Origin of the sequence: Flammeovirga aprica JL-4, from assembly GCF_012844305.1 — a bacterium.
In the GTDB taxonomy this organism is placed as follows: Bacteria; Bacteroidota; Bacteroidia; order Cytophagales; family Flammeovirgaceae; genus Flammeovirga; species Flammeovirga aprica.
On sequence record NZ_JABANE010000016.1, the window covers coordinates 1 to 19,520 of the forward strand.

General features: G+C 34.3%; 15 protein-coding genes. 9 read left to right on the forward strand and 6 right to left on the reverse strand.

What is annotated here, in order from left to right; translation table 11 throughout:
• Nucleotides 1-576 precede the first annotated feature (576 nt).
• Nucleotides 577-1,863: a serine hydrolase domain-containing protein gene (locus HHU12_RS07760; RefSeq protein ID WP_169656180.1), complete on the reverse strand. Its 1,287-nt coding sequence runs from the start codon at nt 1,861-1,863 to the stop codon at nt 577-579.
• Nucleotides 1,864-2,083: 220 nt separating this feature from the next.
• The gene (locus HHU12_RS07765) at nt 2,084-3,262 is read right to left on the reverse strand and encodes a hypothetical protein (RefSeq protein WP_169656181.1); all 1,179 of its coding nucleotides are present in this window, start codon (nt 3,260-3,262) and stop codon (nt 2,084-2,086) included.
• 213 nt (nt 3,263-3,475) lie between these two features.
• Between HHU12_RS07765 and HHU12_RS07770 the strand changes: the two genes are divergently transcribed.
• Together HHU12_RS07770 and HHU12_RS07775 are read left to right on the forward strand one after the other, a co-directional pair.
• Nucleotides 3,476-4,828, forward strand: coding sequence for a sigma-54-dependent transcriptional regulator (locus tag HHU12_RS07770; protein WP_169656182.1), 1,353 nt, complete (start codon nt 3,476-3,478; stop codon nt 4,826-4,828).
• Nucleotides 4,825-6,141 (forward strand): sensor histidine kinase, encoded by a 1,317-nt coding sequence (locus tag HHU12_RS07775; protein ID WP_169656183.1) that lies wholly within the window; start codon nt 4,825-4,827, stop codon nt 6,139-6,141. The genes HHU12_RS07770 and HHU12_RS07775 overlap by 4 nt, the downstream gene beginning before the upstream one ends.
• Nucleotides 6,142-6,150: 9 nt before the next feature.
• On the opposite strand, the gene HHU12_RS07780 is transcribed toward HHU12_RS07775, so the two are convergent.
• Complete coding sequence (locus HHU12_RS07780; RefSeq protein WP_169656184.1) at nt 6,151-6,423, reverse strand: type II toxin-antitoxin system Phd/YefM family antitoxin; 273 nt, start codon at nt 6,421-6,423, stop codon at nt 6,151-6,153.
• Nucleotides 6,424-6,464: 41 nt separating this feature from the next.
• Nucleotides 6,465-7,403 (reverse strand): glycosyltransferase family 9 protein, encoded by a 939-nt coding sequence (locus HHU12_RS07785; RefSeq protein WP_169656185.1) that lies wholly within the window; start codon nt 7,401-7,403, stop codon nt 6,465-6,467.
• 176 nt (nt 7,404-7,579) lie between these two features.
• Here HHU12_RS07785 and HHU12_RS07790 point away from each other — a divergent pair, with 176 nt between their 5' ends.
• The 5 genes from HHU12_RS07790 (at nt 7,580) to HHU12_RS07810 (ending at nt 12,993) form a co-directional block, all read left to right on the forward strand.
• Nucleotides 7,580-8,182, forward strand: a complete 603-nt coding sequence (locus HHU12_RS07790) for a sigma-70 family RNA polymerase sigma factor (protein ID WP_044206021.1) — start codon at nt 7,580-7,582, stop codon at nt 8,180-8,182.
• Between the two features lie 68 nt (nt 8,183-8,250).
• On the forward strand, nt 8,251-8,820 hold the full coding sequence (gene gmk / locus HHU12_RS07795) for a guanylate kinase (RefSeq protein WP_169656186.1): 570 nt from the start codon (nt 8,251-8,253) through the stop codon (nt 8,818-8,820).
• Nucleotides 8,821-8,990: 170 nt separating this feature from the next.
• Nucleotides 8,991-9,935: a DUF1989 domain-containing protein gene (locus HHU12_RS07800; protein ID WP_169656187.1), complete on the forward strand. Its 945-nt coding sequence runs from the start codon at nt 8,991-8,993 to the stop codon at nt 9,933-9,935.
• 220 nt (nt 9,936-10,155) lie between these two features.
• Entirely contained in the window at nt 10,156-10,710 is a 555-nt protein-coding gene (locus HHU12_RS07805; protein ID WP_169656188.1) for an ECF-type sigma factor, read from the forward strand.
• Nucleotides 10,711-12,993 carry a serine/threonine-protein kinase gene (locus tag HHU12_RS07810; protein WP_169656189.1) on the forward strand — a complete coding sequence of 761 codons (2,283 nt, stop codon included), beginning with the start codon at nt 10,711-10,713 and terminating at the stop codon, nt 12,991-12,993.
• 528 nt (nt 12,994-13,521) lie between these two features.
• On the opposite strand, the gene HHU12_RS07815 is transcribed toward HHU12_RS07810, so the two are convergent.
• Complete coding sequence (locus HHU12_RS07815; protein ID WP_169656190.1) at nt 13,522-13,932, reverse strand: MerC domain-containing protein; 411 nt, start codon at nt 13,930-13,932, stop codon at nt 13,522-13,524.
• 232 nt (nt 13,933-14,164) lie between these two features.
• On the opposite strand from HHU12_RS07815, the gene HHU12_RS07820 reads away from it, so the two are divergent.
• Entirely contained in the window at nt 14,165-15,139 is a 975-nt protein-coding gene (locus tag HHU12_RS07820) for a DUF1989 domain-containing protein (RefSeq protein WP_169656191.1), read from the forward strand.
• 144 nt (nt 15,140-15,283) lie between these two features.
• On the forward strand, nt 15,284-15,784 hold the full coding sequence (locus HHU12_RS07825; RefSeq protein ID WP_169656192.1) for a transporter suffix domain-containing protein: 501 nt from the start codon (nt 15,284-15,286) through the stop codon (nt 15,782-15,784).
• A 192-nt stretch (nt 15,785-15,976) separates the two neighbouring features.
• On the opposite strand, the gene HHU12_RS35790 is transcribed toward HHU12_RS07825, so the two are convergent.
• Nucleotides 15,977-19,354 carry a cyclic nucleotide-binding domain-containing protein gene (locus HHU12_RS35790; protein WP_205959818.1) on the reverse strand — a complete coding sequence of 1,126 codons (3,378 nt, stop codon included), beginning with the start codon at nt 19,352-19,354 and terminating at the stop codon, nt 15,977-15,979.
• Nucleotides 19,355-19,520 lie beyond the last annotated feature (166 nt).

Genomic DNA, 19,520 nt, shown 5'->3' on the forward strand with positions numbered 1-19,520 from the left:
CTATAACTTTTGTTTTACGACCCATAATTAGGGTATAAATATAGCTTATATTTTAATTTGTCTCAGTACTTAGGACATAACAATAGTATAAGAAGGTGGATTCAATCATTGAGTTCACCTTTTTTTTGTTCCTTATTTTAGAAAAAAGAGAGACAAGCAATCTGCCTGTCCCTCTACCTTTTAGTTATTTTTAATGTAAATTATAAAGCTTAATTAATTCTCAACTTCATTCAATCCATTTAGAGCATGTTTGGAATATATATTTTAGAAGTGAAAATTTTCCATTTTAGGTTGTGAGGAAATTAATTTCAGAGAAAATAGTGGTTCTATAGTTGATGAAATTAATAAACTCACGTTCTTAAAGGGGCAATTTTTACTAAAAGAGATGTTTCAAACATGCTCTTATTGAATGACTATTGATATAAACTTTATATATCTAAAAATTCACCAAACCTTAGTAAGTGGTTTATTAATAGATATTTACCTGTTTCTTGCCGATTGATATTGTAAAATAATCATACATCAAAGTGTAAAATTATTGAACACTTTGTTCGAAGGAAGGCAATATTTTGAATGTCAAAGTACCTTATTGATATTATATATTAAGGTGAAGTAATCACCGAAGTCAGAGGAATCACCCAAACGGACAAAAATAGTGTTCTTCTCAGGGTCTATAAACAATATTTGTCGCATGATGCCCAATGCATAATACTGATTGGTGTAAAGTTTTAATTTCCATTTTACATCAGTATCAAATTCCCAATACTTTTCACTATAGTCCTTCTTTTCTAACTTAATTACTTCATAAAAAGGATATTTATCGCGGTATTTTTCTTCCCAAAGCTTTTGAGCAGTCAGTGAGTCACTAAAGAAAGTATTATCGTTTTCATCTCTACCCGAAGTATTTAAACTGTACCATTGATCTTGGTAACCATCGTTTTCAACTTTAGTAGTTAGTGATTTTTTTACCCATTCCTTCGAAACCACTTGCTGATTATTCCAAACCCCATCATTCAGATAAAGCCTTCCAATTTTAGCCAAATCAATTGAAGAAAGACTTAACCCTCCATATGCTTTGACAGATTGATGTCTCTTACTATCCAAACTCCATTTTGCAGTGTTTTGCATTTCTAAAGGTTTCCATACTTTTTCTTCAAAGTATTGACCCAAATTCCGTTTTGTAGCTCTTTCGATCACGATACCCAAAATTGCTGTATCTATACTTTGGTATTTATGATTTGTACCTGGCTCGTGTTCAAAATGTAATTTTTTAATCACTCCCATTTGATTACTTCCATAGTACAAGCGAGCGATTTTAGAGAATGGATTAAAACCATAATTCTCTTCAAACTTGATTCCTGATCGCATATCCAAAAGATCTTGAATCGTTAGTTTTTGGAAAGTAGGATCCGCCTTTTTCAACTCAGAGATGTATTTTGTGACCTGATCATTAGTGCTCGATACATATCCCTCATCAATGGCAATACCCATCAGAAGAGAAGTGACAGATTTGGAGACTGAGAAAACAGTTGAAATATCTTCTTTCTTATAACCTCGATAATAATTTTCATGGAGAATACTGTCGTTTCTGATCACCACGAATCCTCTAGTAGTGGTCATTTCAAGAAGAGAATCAATATGATGGAATTGTCTTTCTTTATACTTCCATTTGATATCAATGGTATCTAAAGGATGAAGATTTGAATTAGCAAAATGATACTTTTCTTTGTTCTCCTTAATATCATAAGTAGGAAATACATTGTGATCATCTACATCTGCACCTCCATATCTGACACCACGGTAGATGACAGTACATGAGCTTAGAAGTGAGAAAAGTAATAATAGAGAGAATGTTCGTAACATAGATTAGTTTATTTAAATAATTGTTGTTTGCTGAGAGCTTCAAAAAATAGTTAATGCATAAATTTAAGAATAACCATTTAAAATATATTAGGGTGTCAATTTATTTTATATTAAGTGTAATACTCCTATAAAGTATCGCGAAATTTAGAATGTTTTTAGGACTGTATAGAAGTTTCAAATGAAGTATACCCCACCCTATTTGATGGGGTATTTTTATATCTTATTTTAACCACTGATCTATATTCATCTGGAGGCTGTCTGTATAAAACATATCTAATCGATTTGTCGGAGTGTTTATTTCCCATATTTCTTTATCTGGGCGTGGTTTATTTACTATTAGATCCCTCCTTTTTAATTCTTTAAAGAAAGCATCGTCAACCAAATGAGGGACTCCTAAGATAACTTCCTGTTTAGAGCTAGAGTGATAATAAACCATACCATCAAAAACATTAGCATATGTAAAGTCATGTGGAGTAAATTTCCAATAATCAAAATGATCTGTTCCAAAAGGGTTATTTTCAAAGCTAAAACCAATATTATTTTTTCCTGCCACTTTAAAAGCAGCATCCCATTTGCCATCATGTATGTTACTTATTTCTAAACTGCTATCTGATTTTTCGTCATCTATGCAAAAAGAGTTAATAAATACATTGGCCATTTTATTACCATAATGATCCATTAAAAAGCGACCAACATTATTCGCTTTTTCATTGTTTGGATACATAAATTGATGAGAGAAAGCATGTCGATAATTCATAATTACCAACGTCTTTTTTCTTTTTGATGTACCTTCTTTAATCGCATCAAATTTCTTGATGATATAGTCAGCCATGATTTCATCACGGTTTGGAAACTTCGATTTTACTTCGCTTTCGTAACTTTCTTTATCCAATTCTGCCCACTTTACTGATAAATCTGATGGATAAATTTGAATCTTCTGATCATTCGGTAATGATTGATTGATTTCTCTGACTTCCTTCAAAAAGTAATAGAAACAGTAATAATTCCATACCGGGTGTAAGCTATTATTTCTGCAGATATGCATCAATAATTTCTCAGCTTCTTGGTTAGACATTTCCTCGTTCAAATACTTTTTAATGTTACCCTCCTGATCTCTTCCACTTGTTTCAATAAAGACTTGTCCGATTTCATCAGAAAACCTTTTATCTTTCAATACTTCCAAAATCATATCGTATTGAGTCTTTTCAGGGTGAAGTCGTTCACACAACAGTACTATTTCTTTATTTTCGAAAAGTTGAAGAATGTAGTCTTTCGCTGATGTGTTTTGAGTTTCTAAAAACTGAACATAAGTATCAATTTCTTTAGAATGTGTTGATGTAGTCTGTGCTTGCAACTTTACTACTATACCTAATAGTAAGATTAGAATTATTTTTTTCATCTTTATTTATTTAAGAATTTGATGATGATATACTATAAAACTGATCTAGAATAATTAGACATTTGAATATCAATCAATTATGAAAATATGTTGTTGACATCTTGTAAAAGTTTTTCACAGTAATGTGTCAAAATTTTTTACACTAAGTGTAATACTCCCAAAAACTATCGCGAAATTTAGAGTATTAAGAAAAACTGCAAAAACAAACACCACATGGGAAACCTATTAATTATTGACGACAACCCTTCCATACATGCGACATTGGAAATCGTACTTGAACCCTATTTCGATACGATTAAAAGTTTGGAAGATCCATTACAGATCATGAGAACTTTGGCAGTAGAAGACTTTCATGTGGTTTTATTGGATATGAATTTTTCTCCGGGGTTAAATACTGGAGCTGAAGGAGTACGTTGGTTGAAGAAAATTAAAGAGACTTATCCTAATGTTTCGGTGGTCATGATGACAGCTTATGGTCATGTGGAATTGGCAGTGGAAACGCTGAAAATTGGAGCATCAGATTTTATTTTAAAACCTTGGGACAACCGAAAATTGTTGGCAACAGTACAGTCGGCATTACAGTTGAGTGAATCAAAAGGGGAAATTCAACAACTAAAAACCAAAGCAAAAGCCTTAAGAAAAGAAGAAAATGCATTCCCAGAAATTATAGGTGAATCGGCTGTAGTGAAAAACATGCTTTCCTTGATCGCCAAAGTAGGAAAGACTGACACCAACATTTTGATCACTGGTGAAAACGGAACCGGAAAAGAATTAGTAGCCAAAGCACTGCATCATTATTCTAAAAGAAACCAAGAGCAATTGGTAGAAGTGGATATGGGTGCCGTTTCGGAAACGCTTTTCGAAAGTGAATTGTTCGGTCATGTAAAAGGAGCTTTTACCGATGCACATCAAGATCGAATAGGTAAGTTTGAGTTGGCCAATAAAGGGTCTTTGTTTTTGGATGAAATCGGAAACTTATCATTCTCTCTTCAAGCAAAACTATTGGCAGCATTACAAAATAGACAAATCACAAAAGTAGGCGGTAATAAAGTCATTCCGATTGATATCCGATTAATTTCAGCCACCAATAAAAATCTTTTTAAAATGGTGGAGGATGAAGAATTCCGTCAAGATTTACTGTATAGATTAAATACAATTCAGATAGAAGTTCCCGCTCTAAGAGATCGAGGGGATGATGTGATTTTACTTGCTAATCATTTTAAAGATTTGTTGGCTCAGAAATACGATAAAGGAACATTGAAATTCACCGCTTCAGCAGAAGAAAAACTGATGAGTTATCATTGGCCGGGTAACATCCGTGAATTACAGCATACGATAGAAAGGGCTGTGATTTTAGTAGATGGAAATGAAATCACACCGGATTTGATTGTAACTTCTGCTTCAGAAAATACGAATGTGAAAACATTGAACTTAGCACAGACAGAGGAAGTGTTGATCAAAAAAGCATTAAAAAAGCATCCTCATAATATCAGTGCAGCTGCAGATGAATTAGGCGTGACTCGTCAGACACTTTACAATAAGTTGAAAAAATTGGGATTGTCATGAAGCAGATTTTCTATATAAAAATCCTCATTACATTATTTTTGTTGATTATTCTTGGAGGATTGATGGTACATTATCAACAGGACCCATATATGTTGATAACTTTTGTTTTGATGATTGCAGGACTGATAAGTTATCAACTTATTACCCTAAAGAATGCGTTGAATCAAAGTATTCTCATCGTGGAGGCGATCGGTAATGAGGATTTGAGTTTTTTGAATTCTAAGAATTACCAACAGTTCGACAGTACCTATCAATACAGATTAGAAAAGATTCAACACTCCTTTTCGAGAATTAAGAAAGACAGTATCAGACAGGAAAAATACTTGGATTCGATTATAGAAAATCAAGATGTTGGTATCTGTACTTACGATGAAAACGGTCATGTTTTTCATGTCAATTCTTCCTTTAAGGAAAAAGTAAATCTTAGTGTTCTTACACATTTAAAACAACTCACTACAAAGACGGCGATTACATCTGATTTAATTCAAAAAGCATTCAATCAAAATGCCCTAGAGCTAGAAAATTCTAATTTGGTACTGAAAGCGAGACAGTTATCACGTGAAGATCAGACAATTTTTCTATTGACTTTACAGGATATTTCAAATGAGTTAGAAGAGAAAGAACACCTCTCTTACAGTAAACTAATCCGTGTTTTAACCCATGAAATCATGAATGGGATGACTCCGATTATTTCGCTTTCTGACAGTATGCTAATGACCATGACGGATGAGGAGAATAATCCTTTGTCAATGGAAAACTTCAATCAGAAAATTATCAACACCAATGTCAAGAGCATTAAAGTTATCAATAGTCAGGCGGAAGGTTTGATGAACTTTATCAACATCTATCGTTCGATTTCAAAGTTACCAACACCCAAAATGAAAGAGATAAATGTTGATAACTTTATTCAAGAAGAACTGAATAGTTTTGAAGAAGTTATTCACAATGGAGATATCAACATAGATGTGATTAATGTGAATAAAGTTGAAGTCACACATGCTTTTGATCCGACTTTAATTCACCAATGCTTGCATAACATTATCAAAAATGCCATTGAGGCAATGTCTGATGTGAATAACTCTAAGTTGACTATTGAATTTGAAAAGAAGGAACAATTAGTTATTCACATTACCAATAACGGTCCTATGATTCCTGAAGAGGAATTGAAACATATTTTTGTACCTTTCTTTACGACAAAAAACACTGGGAATGGAATTGGACTAGCATTGTGTAAGCAGATTGCAAGAGTGCATAAGGGAAATTTAAAGGTGGAGTCGGATGAAGAGAAGACGGTTTTTAGTTTGAGGGTTTAGTTGTCCCAGTCATATTTCAAGTTTATTAAAAAGCTCTTGTGAAGAAGATACCTTTTTCGTTTCCCCTTTTTTGATTTGCTTTAGAGAATTTTGGATAGATGTGATAATTACAGAATTTGAAAAAATGTATTCCGTTTCTTTTAATGTATCGTATCTCTTTTTATCCATGATAACAAAATCTCCGATTGGAGAAGTGATGACTAATTCCTCAAACTGATCTTTTATTTGTTTGAAGTATTTCTTCATGCTTTTTTGAAAGATATGAGCCGTTGTTACTATCATAATATTTCTTTTTAAACAAAGATAATCAACTATCTAGAGATTTACTTCAACTCTTCCATCACTTCCTCAATCCCCAATTTCCTCAAACACTCACAAGGCTTCTCCCCTACACATTTTATACAAGAAGCATCTGGAGTGATGATCGATCGCATTTCCTTATTGATATAAAAGGATTCTGCGGAAGAAGAAATACAAATAACTTTCGCTCCCATAGCATGAGCAAGGTGGGCAATGTCATTATTATAAGTGACCAAAACATCACTTTTTGCGATCAAAGCTAAAGTCTCTTCAAGATCTTCTAAGTCGGTAGAGTTTTTCACGCTTGGTACTCTGAATAATTCTGGTGCTGTCATTTCTAATGCTTTTCCTTCCAATTCGTTACCAGCGATAATGTAATTGTTCTCGTATTTTGGAAGTTGATCAATCAACTCAAAATAGCGGACAGAAGGCCAAACTCTATGCGTATCCAAGCGGTAAGGATAGAAAACTATATTTTTAAGGTCCTTTTTAATGATTCCTCTGAAAGTACTGATAGGAGCTGTCAATATATTTTCGGTAGTGATTTTTTCAGTGATTCCCAATGGTAAAAGCAGAGCAAGATAACATTCATCCAAAGTATCCATTTGGTCAATAGCTACCGCATCTGTAAAACGGCGGTTGCTTCTCCAGTTGCTTTTGGCTCCTATTCTGATTTCAACCTTAAGATCTCTGCATTTTTTAGAAAGCTCTTTATCTTCTGATAGAAAAAGAACGGCTTGACTTTGCGTTAAAGTATTATCACCTAATTCCTCTTTTGTCAGGAATTGATCCAAACCATTGATATATTCTGATAGTGTTTTTTGCTCTTCAGTACCTACCAAAGTAATGTGTAGTTGGCGGTTATGCGACTTTAAAGTACTGATTATAGGCAAAGAAATAGCAAATTCCTTTATGGAAGAACTCCCAATTATAACAATATTATTTATTCCTTGTATTCTCATAACATTATACACTCATTGCTATCAATAAATAGCTTCTTTTTTCTATTTCCTTGGTATATTGTGATGAACCAGAAAAAAACAGGATTACTTATTAGCACTGTTTAAACCTTAATTTTTTCTCACATTTACAAAAGGAAATGCCTTTCAAAGGTAGCTCTTTCTACTCTAATTACATCATGAATAACGACTCTAAGAAGAAAAAATCCCCTAATACAACTGCACAACGATTAATCATTTTTGATCGTGAATTCGCTCCGCATACAGATTCAATGTATAGTTTTGCATTTCGTTTGACGGGCAATGATGAGGATGCTAAAGACTTAGTGCAAGATGCACACATGAAAGCCTATCGTTTTATTGATAGTTTTGAAATTGGAACCAATGCCAAAGCATGGCTTTTCAGAATTTTGAAAAACAGCTTTATTAATGAGTACCGCAAGAAAAGTAAAGAACCCTCAAAGATTGATTACAATGAGGTGGAAACGGTATACAGCGGTGAAAGAGATGACCCAAGTTTAGTAGCCGGATTGAAACAGGAAAACTCTAAGTATAAAATCGGCGATGAAGTGACGGGTGCTTTAAATGCGTTAGCTGTAGACTTCAGAATAGTGATAATCCTTTGCGATATCGAAGGGTTTACTTATGAAGAAATGTCGAAGATTTTGGATATTCCAATCGGTACTGTGCGTAGTAGACTGCATCGTGCACGTAATCTACTGAAGGAAAAGCTAGAAGATTACGCAAAAAAGATGGGATATTATCAAAAGAAAGCGAACTAAGTGCGATTAAATTGTTTAAGTCATTATCTTTGCACTCTTAAACAAAAATTTATTTGCACAAATAAAGCATGAAATCAGGCAAAGTATTTATCTTTTCTGCACCGTCAGGATCAGGTAAAACCACCGTTGTGAGACATCTTCTAAGTGTATTTCCAGAATTGACCTTTTCAATCTCTGCTACCACACGTGCTCCGAGAGGAGAAGAACAAAATGCGAAAGATTACTATTTTATCTCTTTAGATGAGTTTAAAGAGAAAATCGCTAAAGATGAATTTGTAGAATATGAAGAGGTATACCAAAACCTTTTCTATGGAACTTTAAAAAGTGAAGTAGAAAGAATTTGGGAAGAAGGAAAACATGTAGTCTTGGATGTGGATGTCCAAGGCGGAATCAGCCTGAAAGAATACTTTAAAGAAAAAGCGCTTTCTGTCTTTGTTTGCCCTCCAGATGTTGCTTGCTTAGAAGACCGATTAAGAGCAAGAGCTACTGACTCTGAAGAAGCTATCAAAGAAAGAGTTGCGAAAGCAGCAGAAGAAATGCCTTTCGGAGATCAGTTCGATGTCCGTTTGATCAATAAAGATCTTCCTGTATGCTTAGCCAACGCTGAAAAATTAGTTACAGAGAAATTATCAGAATAACCACCTGATAAAAAAATACGAAGAGAGCACAGTCGAGAGATTGTGCTCTTTTTTTATTTCATTTTTTTTTCATCTCTCCATAGGGGATTTCTGAATTACCTCGCATATGTAAGTGAAAGAGCTTTAAAGCTCAACTAACTAAAGTATTAATAATATAAATAGAGACGAACATGTGTAATTCAGAAAAATTAAAAGAAACTTATAATCCTGACGTAGATCCAGTAAAATCATATCAGGATAAGTGTAAAGTCAATTATGATTTTTACAACAAGGTCATTGCTACCAAAGAGAATAACGAAAGAACGACGATTTACGAAGATATCATTGAACCGCATACAGGAAATGCGTTTCCGGTAAAAGCAGGTCAAACGATCCGTTTTGAACAACGTCCAAGTTTGCACAATGGTAGAACTCAGATTTTGGATGTACAATTTATAACACCTGACCTAAAACAATGGAGTGACCACTTAAACAATGGTCCGATTGAAGGATTGAACTTGAAGTTATATTCAGGTGTTTGGACACAAAGTCAATACATGGAAAAAATTGCTACTGTAGTGGCAGATGAATTCCCTTATGAGTTATTGGATAATAAAGACACTACTCATATGTTTTTTGCGGCGCACTGTTGTCCGGAGTGGATTGAGATGACACATGGTGCAGAGTGCAATGTCAATAGCTGTCAGGAAAACTTTATTCATGGTTTCAATAGAATTCCTGCTATTCAAGCCATTGAAGACTTGGAAGAAAGAAAAAAAGTGGTGCAGTTCTTTGCAGATAAAAACGACATCAACATCTTCCAGGGAAATCAATTCAAACAAGATGAAAACGGCATTACTCGTTGTTTTTTATCTCCATCTCCAGCAGTTCCTGATGGTACAGGTGTAGAGTTTTATGCTGAAAAAGACTGTTATGTGGTAGTAAGTAACTGCCCTTATGCCGATCAAGCTTTACCTTATCCAGAAGCGAAACCAAATCCAGTTTACATTAAGGTGGAAGATACAGGTGTGAAGCCTTATTCAGATAATCATTTGAATATCAATCATGGATGGGAAGATAGAATCTATAAGCGTATCTTCTCAAAAGATGTGTCGGCAAAAGAAATGATAGACTAAATTCTTATTGCTCTTGGTTGGTGCTTATTGTCTTAGGACGATAAGCACCTTTTAGATTTAAACTATTTATTTCTTTTAACGTTATAAATCATTGATTTACAATTTATTCTTCAAATGTGCAATTGCTTATAATGAAGAAGCTGCTTTCTATAAATATTTATATTGATTTGCTAATTAAAGCATTTAATGGCATCTTATAATAAAATATACTCTTCTCACTATGAATGAAAATATAACTCAATTATTGAACAATAGAACTTTGGATGAAAGAAGTGACAAGATTTATCCATTGGTATATGAAAACTTGCATCTTATTTCGGAAAAATTATTTCAAAGAGAGTCCAATAAAAACACACTACAACCCACACTTTTGGTCAATGAAGCTTATCTGAATTTAATTGATCAAGATAATATTGAATGGCAGGGAAAAACCCATTTTTATGCTTTAGGAGCAAGAGCGATCAGAAGAATATTAGTAGATCATGCTCGAAGTAAAAATACGGTCAAGCGAGGTGGAGACTGGAATAAAGTAGATTTTGAAAATGCGATAATTTTTAATCCTGAGAAAAGTGATATGACTTTGGCTTTGGATGAAGCGATCGAACACCTGAAACAAAAACACGAACGTCAGGCGGAAGTAGTGGAAATGAAGTTTTTTGGAGGAATGAAAATGCAGGAAATTGCTGATGAATTGGGCGTTTCTATTAAAACAGTGGAGGTAGATTGGACTGTTGCCAAGCAATGGATCAGAATATTTTTAACTAAAGAAGTATAGATGAGTGATAATTTGCATGAAAAAGCAACGGCGTTGTTTGGACAGGTGATTGATCTCTCAGAAAATCAAGGTAGAGCATTTATTGAAAAAGAGACAGAAAAGGACAGTGAATTAAGAGAATATACTTTAAAACTGTATCTCTCTTTTTTGAAGGAGCAGGAAAATTTTGGTAACCATGAACCTCAAAAGGAAGAAGTCACAAAAAGAGAAATAGCTCCTTACAATACTGTTGCTCAAAGAAGCCTTAATCTAGTGGAGAAGATTAGACAAGTACCTAAAAAGAAAAATACCCTAATCATCGTCATTCTACTGCTATTTATTTCTACATTTTATGTGTATGCTACTTATATTCGAAATCAGCTGAAAGAAATGGAGGTCAATGAGCACATTGCCATTTTAAAAGCAAATAAAACAATTCTGAATCAATGGGTAGAGAATCAGAAAATGAAAGTAAAAGATATAGCTTCTTCTTCCCTAGTCCAAAATGCAACCCTTCAACTCACTGCCCTTTATGATAAAGATGGCAGTGACTTTTACAGAAGTGATACAGTTACCCTTCGTTCAATCACAAAAAAATTAAGTCGTTTAAGTAAAAATGAAAACATACTAGGCATTGGGATCATTCATAAAAGCATCCCAATGACGTTGATTAGCACGGGAGTTTTAGACCAAAAATCCAAGTTATCTTTATTCAATGGAAAATTATTAGCAGAAGGAGCTTATCCAGTTTATGTGAAAGTGATTGGTGGAAATACTGTCTTTTTTCCACCTATTGAATTGGATAAACAGGTCTATCATGAACATCAGCTTCAAGATGAATATGTATCAGAGTGTCACTTTGCAACACCCATTATCATTGATGATAAAATAGAAGGTGTTTTTAATATGAGTCTGGTCTCAAAGAAGACCTTCGGGAAATTGTTTAGAAGTACAATCCACGGCAATTCATCAGAAGTATATGCAATCAATAAAAGAGGACAGATGTTGACGACAAGTCGCTTCCTCAAAGAGCTTCAGCAATCAGAAATGCTGGATTTTGATACCACTAAATCAAGTATTTTAAATATTGACCTGAAAGTTCCGAATGGAAATGAACAGACAGCGTTATATGCAGACATACATAAAGATTTAGATTCTCCTTCTCCACAATTCAGTGGTACTTTAACTGAGCCTTATATTAATTATTTAGGCAATAAAGTGATTGGTGCCTGGGTGTGGTTTCCGGAATATCAAATCGGTTTGATTCATGAACAGAATTACAGTGAATTCAATCGTTCTATTTATCTTTTTGATATTACTTTTTTACTAATCGTTGTTATTGCGGTCATCCTAGGTATGATTGTTATCCGAAGTAATTTCAAATTACATATCCTTAGAAAAAAATACACTGAACTGCAGGAGTTAGGACAGTATCAATTGATAGAGAAAATTGGTGAAGGCGGATTTGGAAAAGTGTATAAAGGAGAGCATCGCTTATTGAAAAAGCCTGTTGCTATTAAACTATTAAAGAAAGAATTAAATGGTACAGATGCTTTAGATCGCTTTAAAAAAGAAGTGATGGTGATGGCTTCATTGGATCACCCCAACACTATGAAAGTATATGATTATGGGACTAGTGAGGATGGGCAATTCTATTATGTGATGGAATATTTGAATGGTATTTCTGTAGAAAGCATGCTTGGAACAAAACACGCAATCACTATTAATAGAGGAATTCATATTCTGTTGAAGGTCTGTAGAAGTTTAGAAGAAGCACATCTCAAAGGGTTATTACATAGAGATATTAAACCTGCTAATATTATGATCTGTAATCAAGGCGGTGCTTATGATATCATAAAGCTATTGGATTTTGGTCTGGTGAAAGAGATGAATACAAGTGTCAGTCAGCAGACAAAGATCAATAGAATTGGTGGTACACCCATGTTTATGGCCCCAGAACGATTACATGATCCTTATAATGCTGATGCAAGGCAGGATATTTATGCAATTGGTGCCGTTGGATTGTATATGTTCAGTGGAAAATACATTGTAGAATTGATTTCTCAGAAAATGTTGATGGGGCAAGATTCCATTGATAATTTACTGACTGAAGATATTTTTAAAGAGGTTTCCCTTCCTCAGAAACTGATTCATTTATTATTCAGTTGTATTAGTTTCAACGTGGAAGAACGGCCAGAAAATATACGAAGTTTAATAGAAGCATTGGAAGATTTAAGCCAGGAATATCCATGGTCAGAACAGCAAGCCAAAGAGTGGTGGAAAGAATTTGATCAATATTCTTAATACATTCATTATAAACAAAGTTTTCGAGTATTTTTGGTTTTAGAAATCAGGAGGTTTCTGATGATTTGTAGGAAAGGTAAGACGTAACGCCTAACATTCGTATCAATGGGCTATCTACCTAATTCGTTTGGTAGTACTCCCCGGCCTTGAAGGGAAAAGCGTTAAGAATTTCATGTATTGAGCCGTTAAAAATGATTTTCTTGTTTGAGCAAAGCGAGTTTAAAATCATTTAGGTGAGAGGAATGAAATTTAGCTTTTGACTTCTAAGCCTTGAATTTTTTGCTTCGTTTTTGTTTCAAAACAAAAATGAAGAAGAAGGAAATTTGGAAGTAGTACTTTGAAGGATTGCAGAAATATCAATTTGTAGTTAGCAATAACTAAGTTTACAGAATACTTATGCATAATAAAAGAGCCAATAAGTAATCACTTATTGGCTCTAACTTTAAAGAATTGTGTAGTATTTAATATATAATAGAGGTAATTCGATTTCTTTTAAATTTTCATTTCATACTACATTTCATTTTTTGGTCAGTGCTTGCATTCTTTCAAATTCATCAAATGACTGCCTATCAAAACAAAGGACATGGCATAAGAAATAATACTCAACCAAGCAGGTTCAAAACCGAAATATTTTGATATCATACTTAAACTATATACAAGGTAACTGCCCCACATTATGTGACTTCTAGTTTCTTTTGAACTGCATTTTTTTGTAGAAAAGTAAACAGCAATACCACTGACTACAATCATGGATATATCAATTATACCCCAAATATCTAACTGATGAATGTGTTCGTGATGATGATGTGAAGAATGTGAAATCACAGAACTCCCTATCATAATACCCGATGTAATGATACAGTGTACCAAGCATACAAATGATCCAGTAATTCCTATCTGATCTGTATATTTTATAAATCTTTTTTGTAGTAAATCCATAGCAATTATATCGTAAGATGAATAATAATAGAGTGATTGACTCCTTTCATATTCATATGCGGTAGAATTACTAAATCCCCTATATAAGGAGAAAAATATCTTGATAAGCGATCATTTAAGAGGTGTAATTGATGTGTAGTGTTAAAAAAGGTTAAAGAGATAGAGGTTTTATAAAGGTCTTCCGCCTATGTGAGTGAAAACAAAATAAATACGAAACTAAAGATTTAATACTATGACAACGCAAAATGATAGCTATAATGCTGATATCGATCCAGTAGAACAATTTGCAAGAGGTGTAAAACCAAATGTTGAATTTTATGAAAAAGTAAGAGCTACAAAAACTGAGAATACAAGAACTCTTGTATATGAAGATGTTTTAGAAAAACACACAGGGAACTCTTTCTATGCAAAAGCGGGTCAGGTCATCAGAATTGAGCAACGTCCTCACCAACATAATGGTAGAACACAAATTGCGGATATCTTATTCTTCACTCCTGATTTAGAGCAGTGGTCAGATCACTTAAGTACTACAGCAGTAGCAGGTTTTTCTCCTACAATCTACGGTTCACTTTGGACGCAAAGTAAGTTCATGGAAAAAATCGTAACACTCGTTGAAGATGAGTACCCTTATGAATTACTAGAAGATCGTGATAATGGGATGAAAGTCAATCATATGTTCTTTGCTGCACACTGTAGTCCAGAATATAACATGTGTGCTTACGGTAACGATGCTGTTAACATGAACAGCTGTCATGAAAACTTCATCCAAGCTTTAAATAGACTTCCAGCGATTGCTGCTATTGAAGATGAAGCAGAAAGAATCAAAAAAGTACAATTCTTGGCAGATAGAAATGATTTGAACATCTTCCAGCCTAACCAAATCATTCCTGACGAAGAAGGTGTGACGAGAGGCAAAATGTTCTTAAGCCCATCAGTTCCAGACGGTACAGCGATTGAGTTCTACTGTGAAAAAGATTTATACTTAGTAGCAAGTAACTGTCCGTATGCAGATCAGAACTTACCGTTCCATTTAGCAGATCCAAACCCAATCTATATTCAAGTCTTCGAAACTGGTATTGAGCCTGAAACTCAAGATCACTTGAAAATGGTGAAAGGTAAAGAGTGGGAGAAGAAAATTTATAACAAATTCAATAAAGGTGAAAAAGATATCTCAGTAAGAACGCCGGAGAGCTTCAACAACCTTTAATAAATAATTGGGAAAGGATGCACTCGTTTCCCTTTTTCAAGCATGTTTGGGACATTTTAATTGTACAATTACTGAGGTGATTTTACCAGACTAATGGACTGAACATGCTTGCTTTTATTTTTATTTCCAACTAAAAAAATAATCATGAAAACATCATTAAAAAGTAAAATTGGTTTAGGCATTATCGTGCTGGGCGTTATTTTTCCTGTATTTTCTGTTATCGTTCCTTTCTTAGGACTGAGTAAAGGTATGACGGCTACCATTATTACATTGATGGTGGTGGGTGCTCCTGAGGTTTGTTTATTAGTAGGAGGAATATTAGCAGGAAAAGAAGGTGTGGATTTGGTAAAAGGAAAAATCAAGAAAATGCTTGGTTTACCGGCAGAAGAATATCCAGCGACATCAACTCAATACAAAATAGGTGTAGGCTGTATCATTGCGTGGTTTATCATCACAGTAGCTTCAGGGTATTTGCCCAACATCTTTGAAGATCCGTTTGTCAAAGACAATCTGCTCTATCTATCCATCGGGACTGATATATTATTAATTCTTGGAGTATTTGCTTTTGGAGGCAACCAAATGATTACAAAGCTCGGAGAGGCATTTCGTTGGCAACCGTGGGTGTTGCCTGAAAAAGAAAAATAATGAGTGAGATGTATTAGAGAGTGTCTATTTCCTAAGTAGATGCTCTTTTTAAATAATTGAGAGACTTACTATTTTTCTTTGATGAACTTAACAGAGAATGTTTGAATAAAATAAAAAAGTAAGTGGTCGAAAATTCTTTTTAGCTTTTTCAATCACTTACTTTTTTATATCTTCTGATTTTAAAAACAGAAGCTAGTTTTTCGAATAATTACTTTGGCTTCTGATGCGTTGTCCTAAAGTTTTTAAGATACCCTGCATCAAACTTCTTCTATACCCCATCAGTGCTAAGAAATCATCTTGTTCGATAGTCATCAAAACAGAATCTTTTGTAGTAGTAGCAGAAAGTGATCTTGGAGAAGAGTCTAATAAACTCAAGTCTCCAAACAGGTCACGGTTCATCAAGGTATTAAATGTAAAACCGCCATCATGTAATTTCACTTCCCCTTCATAGATGATGTACATTTCTCTACTCTCCTCTCCTTTTCTGAAAATAGCGGTATCCCTTGGTACTCTCACCTCATGCATAATACTGGCAATATCTACGAGAATATGTTCAGGTATCTCTCTGAATAAAGTGGTAGAACGCAGTAAAATTACTTTTTCGAGTTCCAGCAATGGTTTTGTTCCTTCATTTAATATGCCCATAAGCCAATCTTTTCTTTCTGTTGTAACCAATTCATCCAATGATTTCGACACTGGTAAATCTTGATAATCTTCTATTCTTTTTAAACTGATCAAAGCCGGTTCAATCAGTTTGATGTCATCTTTATTCAGTATTTGACCGATGTATTTCATTAAGCTTGGAGACATTGCGTCACGGATACTGATCAATGCTGTAATCTTAGTCCAAGTTGTAAATAAAGGACGATTAAAACTGTAAGGCCTGATAATACCTAAAGTAATACTTAATGGATCAACGAGATTGGATGAATAATAATCACCCAACTTCTGCATCTTCATTTCCAAACTATAATAACCCAATACTATAATCAGTTTTTGATAGATGGATGAAGGCAGAGTCTTCCATAGGTTCTTTTCAATCTCCGCATTCTGCAAAATCATTTCCTGATCAGTATATTCAAAAAGACGGTTGCTGAATGAAGTCAGTTTAAAAAGCTGATCTCCCTTTCCTGCAATCATGAACTCCTGAATCATTCGGATTCCTTCTTCAATCAGCAACATTTCATCTTCCAATGCTTTAGAAAGCATAGCCCGGAAAGGTTTTTCATGTTTTAATACCACTATTGCATTGCAAAGCCAGTAATAATTCTGGAAAAAACGTTCCAAGTGCTTATTCAATACCTGAAAATCGGCATCTGTTTTTGGTCTGTATTTTAATCTTTTGAGGGCATTGTAAGCGGCCATTCTCATAAAAGGCCATGGATAATCAACCAACTGCCATAAGATTTCATAGGATTTAGGCGTATCAATTTTACCCATTACTTTACAGAGCGTAATCAGGTAAATATCCTCTCTCCTTTTATTGACGAACAATTCATTTTCAATAATATCTAAACAATCTTCACCGTATTGAATCAATGTTCTCAATACCGTGTCATTGAATTTATTTTCTTTCAGAAGATTAATCAGCAAAGGAATATGCATTGGGCTTTTAACAATGCCAGCAATTTTTATCCCTTCCTTGATTAATAAATCATCACCTCCAATAATAGCATCAAAAATATAGGATTCACTTTCAGAAGGAGAAACCTTGGCAAGTATTTTCAAGGCGAAAACCTTTTGGTGAGGGTCTTCAGACTTTAGAGTATTCTTAATATAATTGAGGGCAATTTCCCTTTGTTCTTCTGATTCTGAGGATAACAGTCCATATAAAGCACCTTTTCTGATCTCAGAATTTTCATTATCAATCAGATCAATCACTTCTTTGATAAAAGCAGGATCACTTTTGCAAGTACTGATGATCGCCTTTTTTCTCACCCTTGGATCAGGATCTTTTAGAGCAAGCGTTTTAATGGCCTCTTCGATCTTGGGTGTTTTGATTTCCTCATTAAAAGTGATGGAAAAATAACGGACCACTTCTTCTGGATGACGAAGCATATGCAATAGTACCGTTTCATTTTTCTTAGGATTAATCATCGTATTGGCCTCCAACGCATAAATCACATCTTCTGGACGATTAGAAATCAATTTATTGACTAGCAGACGGTTTACCTCTTGATCGTGCGTAGCTATTTCATAACTTTCAATATCCCTAAGCAAAAATGCTCGGCGTATAATTACTCTATAATCTCTGGAAACAATTTTGGCACAAAGCCACCAAGCCAGCAAAATTGTTACAGTTAGCCATACGATAAGAGGTCCTTCCCTAGAAGGTGTATCGGCATCAATAATCCATAAGAAAAAGCCTGAAAGTACCAGTCCCAATGAACCGAAAAAGCCTCTTAAAATCCCGAACGTAAAACCTCTGTGTTTCTTTTGAATAGGTCGGAGTAAGGAAGGTGTCACTGTCGTTAAAATGATATTTCTTGTCATGATAAAGACAATAGCCACCAAAGTGAGCATTATAGGAACCTGTCTAGGGCTGAATCTTAATACTAAAAAGGTCAGCACAACAATACACAACAAGATAAGAGGCGGTATGGTAAGTAGTTTTTTGATACCGATATCTTGCAGTTTTCTCGAAGAGAAGAAAGGCGTAATTGTAGCTACAATAGCATAAGAAATGATCAACAAGAGGGCTAAAGCAATTAATCCTTTTTGAGGTGTATAAAGCGAAACCCTTAGGTCAATCATAAAGAAAAATTCTACAATACCCCATACACAGGCCATACATACGGTCAGCAATCCTAGTTTTAATACATAAGGATTGGAAATACCAAAAGCCCAGAAACTGTCGGGTGTGAATTTTCTTGACGGTCGGGTAACTTTATCGTGATATTCTTCTAATTGATCGTCAATATTGTTATTCTTCAGCGACTGCCAAAGTCCCCACCCTGATAAAAGGTAAAGGGGAATAGCCCAAAAAGCCATGACTGACAAACTGAATAAATTGGAACCTACAAGTATGATGACGAAACCAGTCAGTTTGGCAAATACTTTAAAAGATTTAGCCTGTTCCAGTACTTTTCTTCTTTCCGGTGTATTAGAATAGTTTTCAATAATGGTCCAATAGGTACAGTCTTCAAAGAAAATAAGCAGTTTAATACCAATGATTAGACCTTGAATAACGAGATAACCGCTTTCACTTAAACTCAAATACCAAACAAAAACACAGATCAGTACCTTAATCAAACTGTAGGTGGCATTGAGATGCTCTACTCTGAAACGACGTTCCAGATAAGCAAGCAACCGGGCAAGCAGAAGAATGATAATTCCACTGAACATAAATGCATAAGGCAAATTATCAACTGCTCTTTCCTGAAATAAAGTAGTGTAGGCAATTGTAAATACAATGGCCAATCCAGCACCTTCAGCAACGAAAAAGAGATTGACCCAGTTTGGGTTTTCCTTTCTCAGTAGTTGAAAGAGTTTGCTGAAAATATTGTCTTTCGGGAGGTAATAATAAAGTTTAGAGGCAATTGAATTCATTTCTAATAATTCAGTGATCACTTTTTAAAAAATACCTGCATAAGAAAACATCTACTTAAGCAGTTGCACATTTAAATTCCAAAACTGCTTATGTTTAATTTGAAGTGTTTCGCAATCAAAAGATAGTAGAAAAAAAAAGCCGAAGCAATTAAAAATCACTTCGGCTTTTTAGTATTATATAAATACG

Coding starts and splice junctions, on each gene's coding strand:
- HHU12_RS07770 (WP_169656182.1), top strand. CDS start 3,476: ATGGGAAACCTATTAATTATTGACGACAACCCTTCCATACATGCGACA.
- HHU12_RS07765 (WP_169656181.1), bottom strand. CDS start 3,262: ATGAAAAAAATAATTCTAATCTTACTATTAGGTATAGTAGTAAAGTTG.
- HHU12_RS07790 (WP_044206021.1), top strand. CDS start 7,580: ATGAATAACGACTCTAAGAAGAAAAAATCCCCTAATACAACTGCACAA.
- HHU12_RS07785 (WP_169656185.1), bottom strand. CDS start 7,403: ATGAGAATACAAGGAATAAATAATATTGTTATAATTGGGAGTTCTTCC.
- HHU12_RS07800 (WP_169656187.1), top strand. CDS start 8,991: ATGTGTAATTCAGAAAAATTAAAAGAAACTTATAATCCTGACGTAGAT.
- HHU12_RS07780 (WP_169656184.1), bottom strand. CDS start 6,423: ATGATAGTAACAACGGCTCATATCTTTCAAAAAAGCATGAAGAAATAC.
- gmk (WP_169656186.1), top strand. CDS start 8,251: ATGAAATCAGGCAAAGTATTTATCTTTTCTGCACCGTCAGGATCAGGT.
- HHU12_RS07820 (WP_169656191.1), top strand. CDS start 14,165: ATGACAACGCAAAATGATAGCTATAATGCTGATATCGATCCAGTAGAA.
- HHU12_RS07760 (WP_169656180.1), bottom strand. CDS start 1,863: ATGTTACGAACATTCTCTCTATTATTACTTTTCTCACTTCTAAGCTCA.
- HHU12_RS07815 (WP_169656190.1), bottom strand. CDS start 13,932: ATGGATTTACTACAAAAAAGATTTATAAAATATACAGATCAGATAGGA.
- HHU12_RS07825 (WP_169656192.1), top strand. CDS start 15,284: ATGAAAACATCATTAAAAAGTAAAATTGGTTTAGGCATTATCGTGCTG.
- HHU12_RS07810 (WP_169656189.1), top strand. CDS start 10,711: ATGAGTGATAATTTGCATGAAAAAGCAACGGCGTTGTTTGGACAGGTG.
- HHU12_RS07805 (WP_169656188.1), top strand. CDS start 10,156: ATGAATGAAAATATAACTCAATTATTGAACAATAGAACTTTGGATGAA.
- HHU12_RS07775 (WP_169656183.1), top strand. CDS start 4,825: ATGAAGCAGATTTTCTATATAAAAATCCTCATTACATTATTTTTGTTG.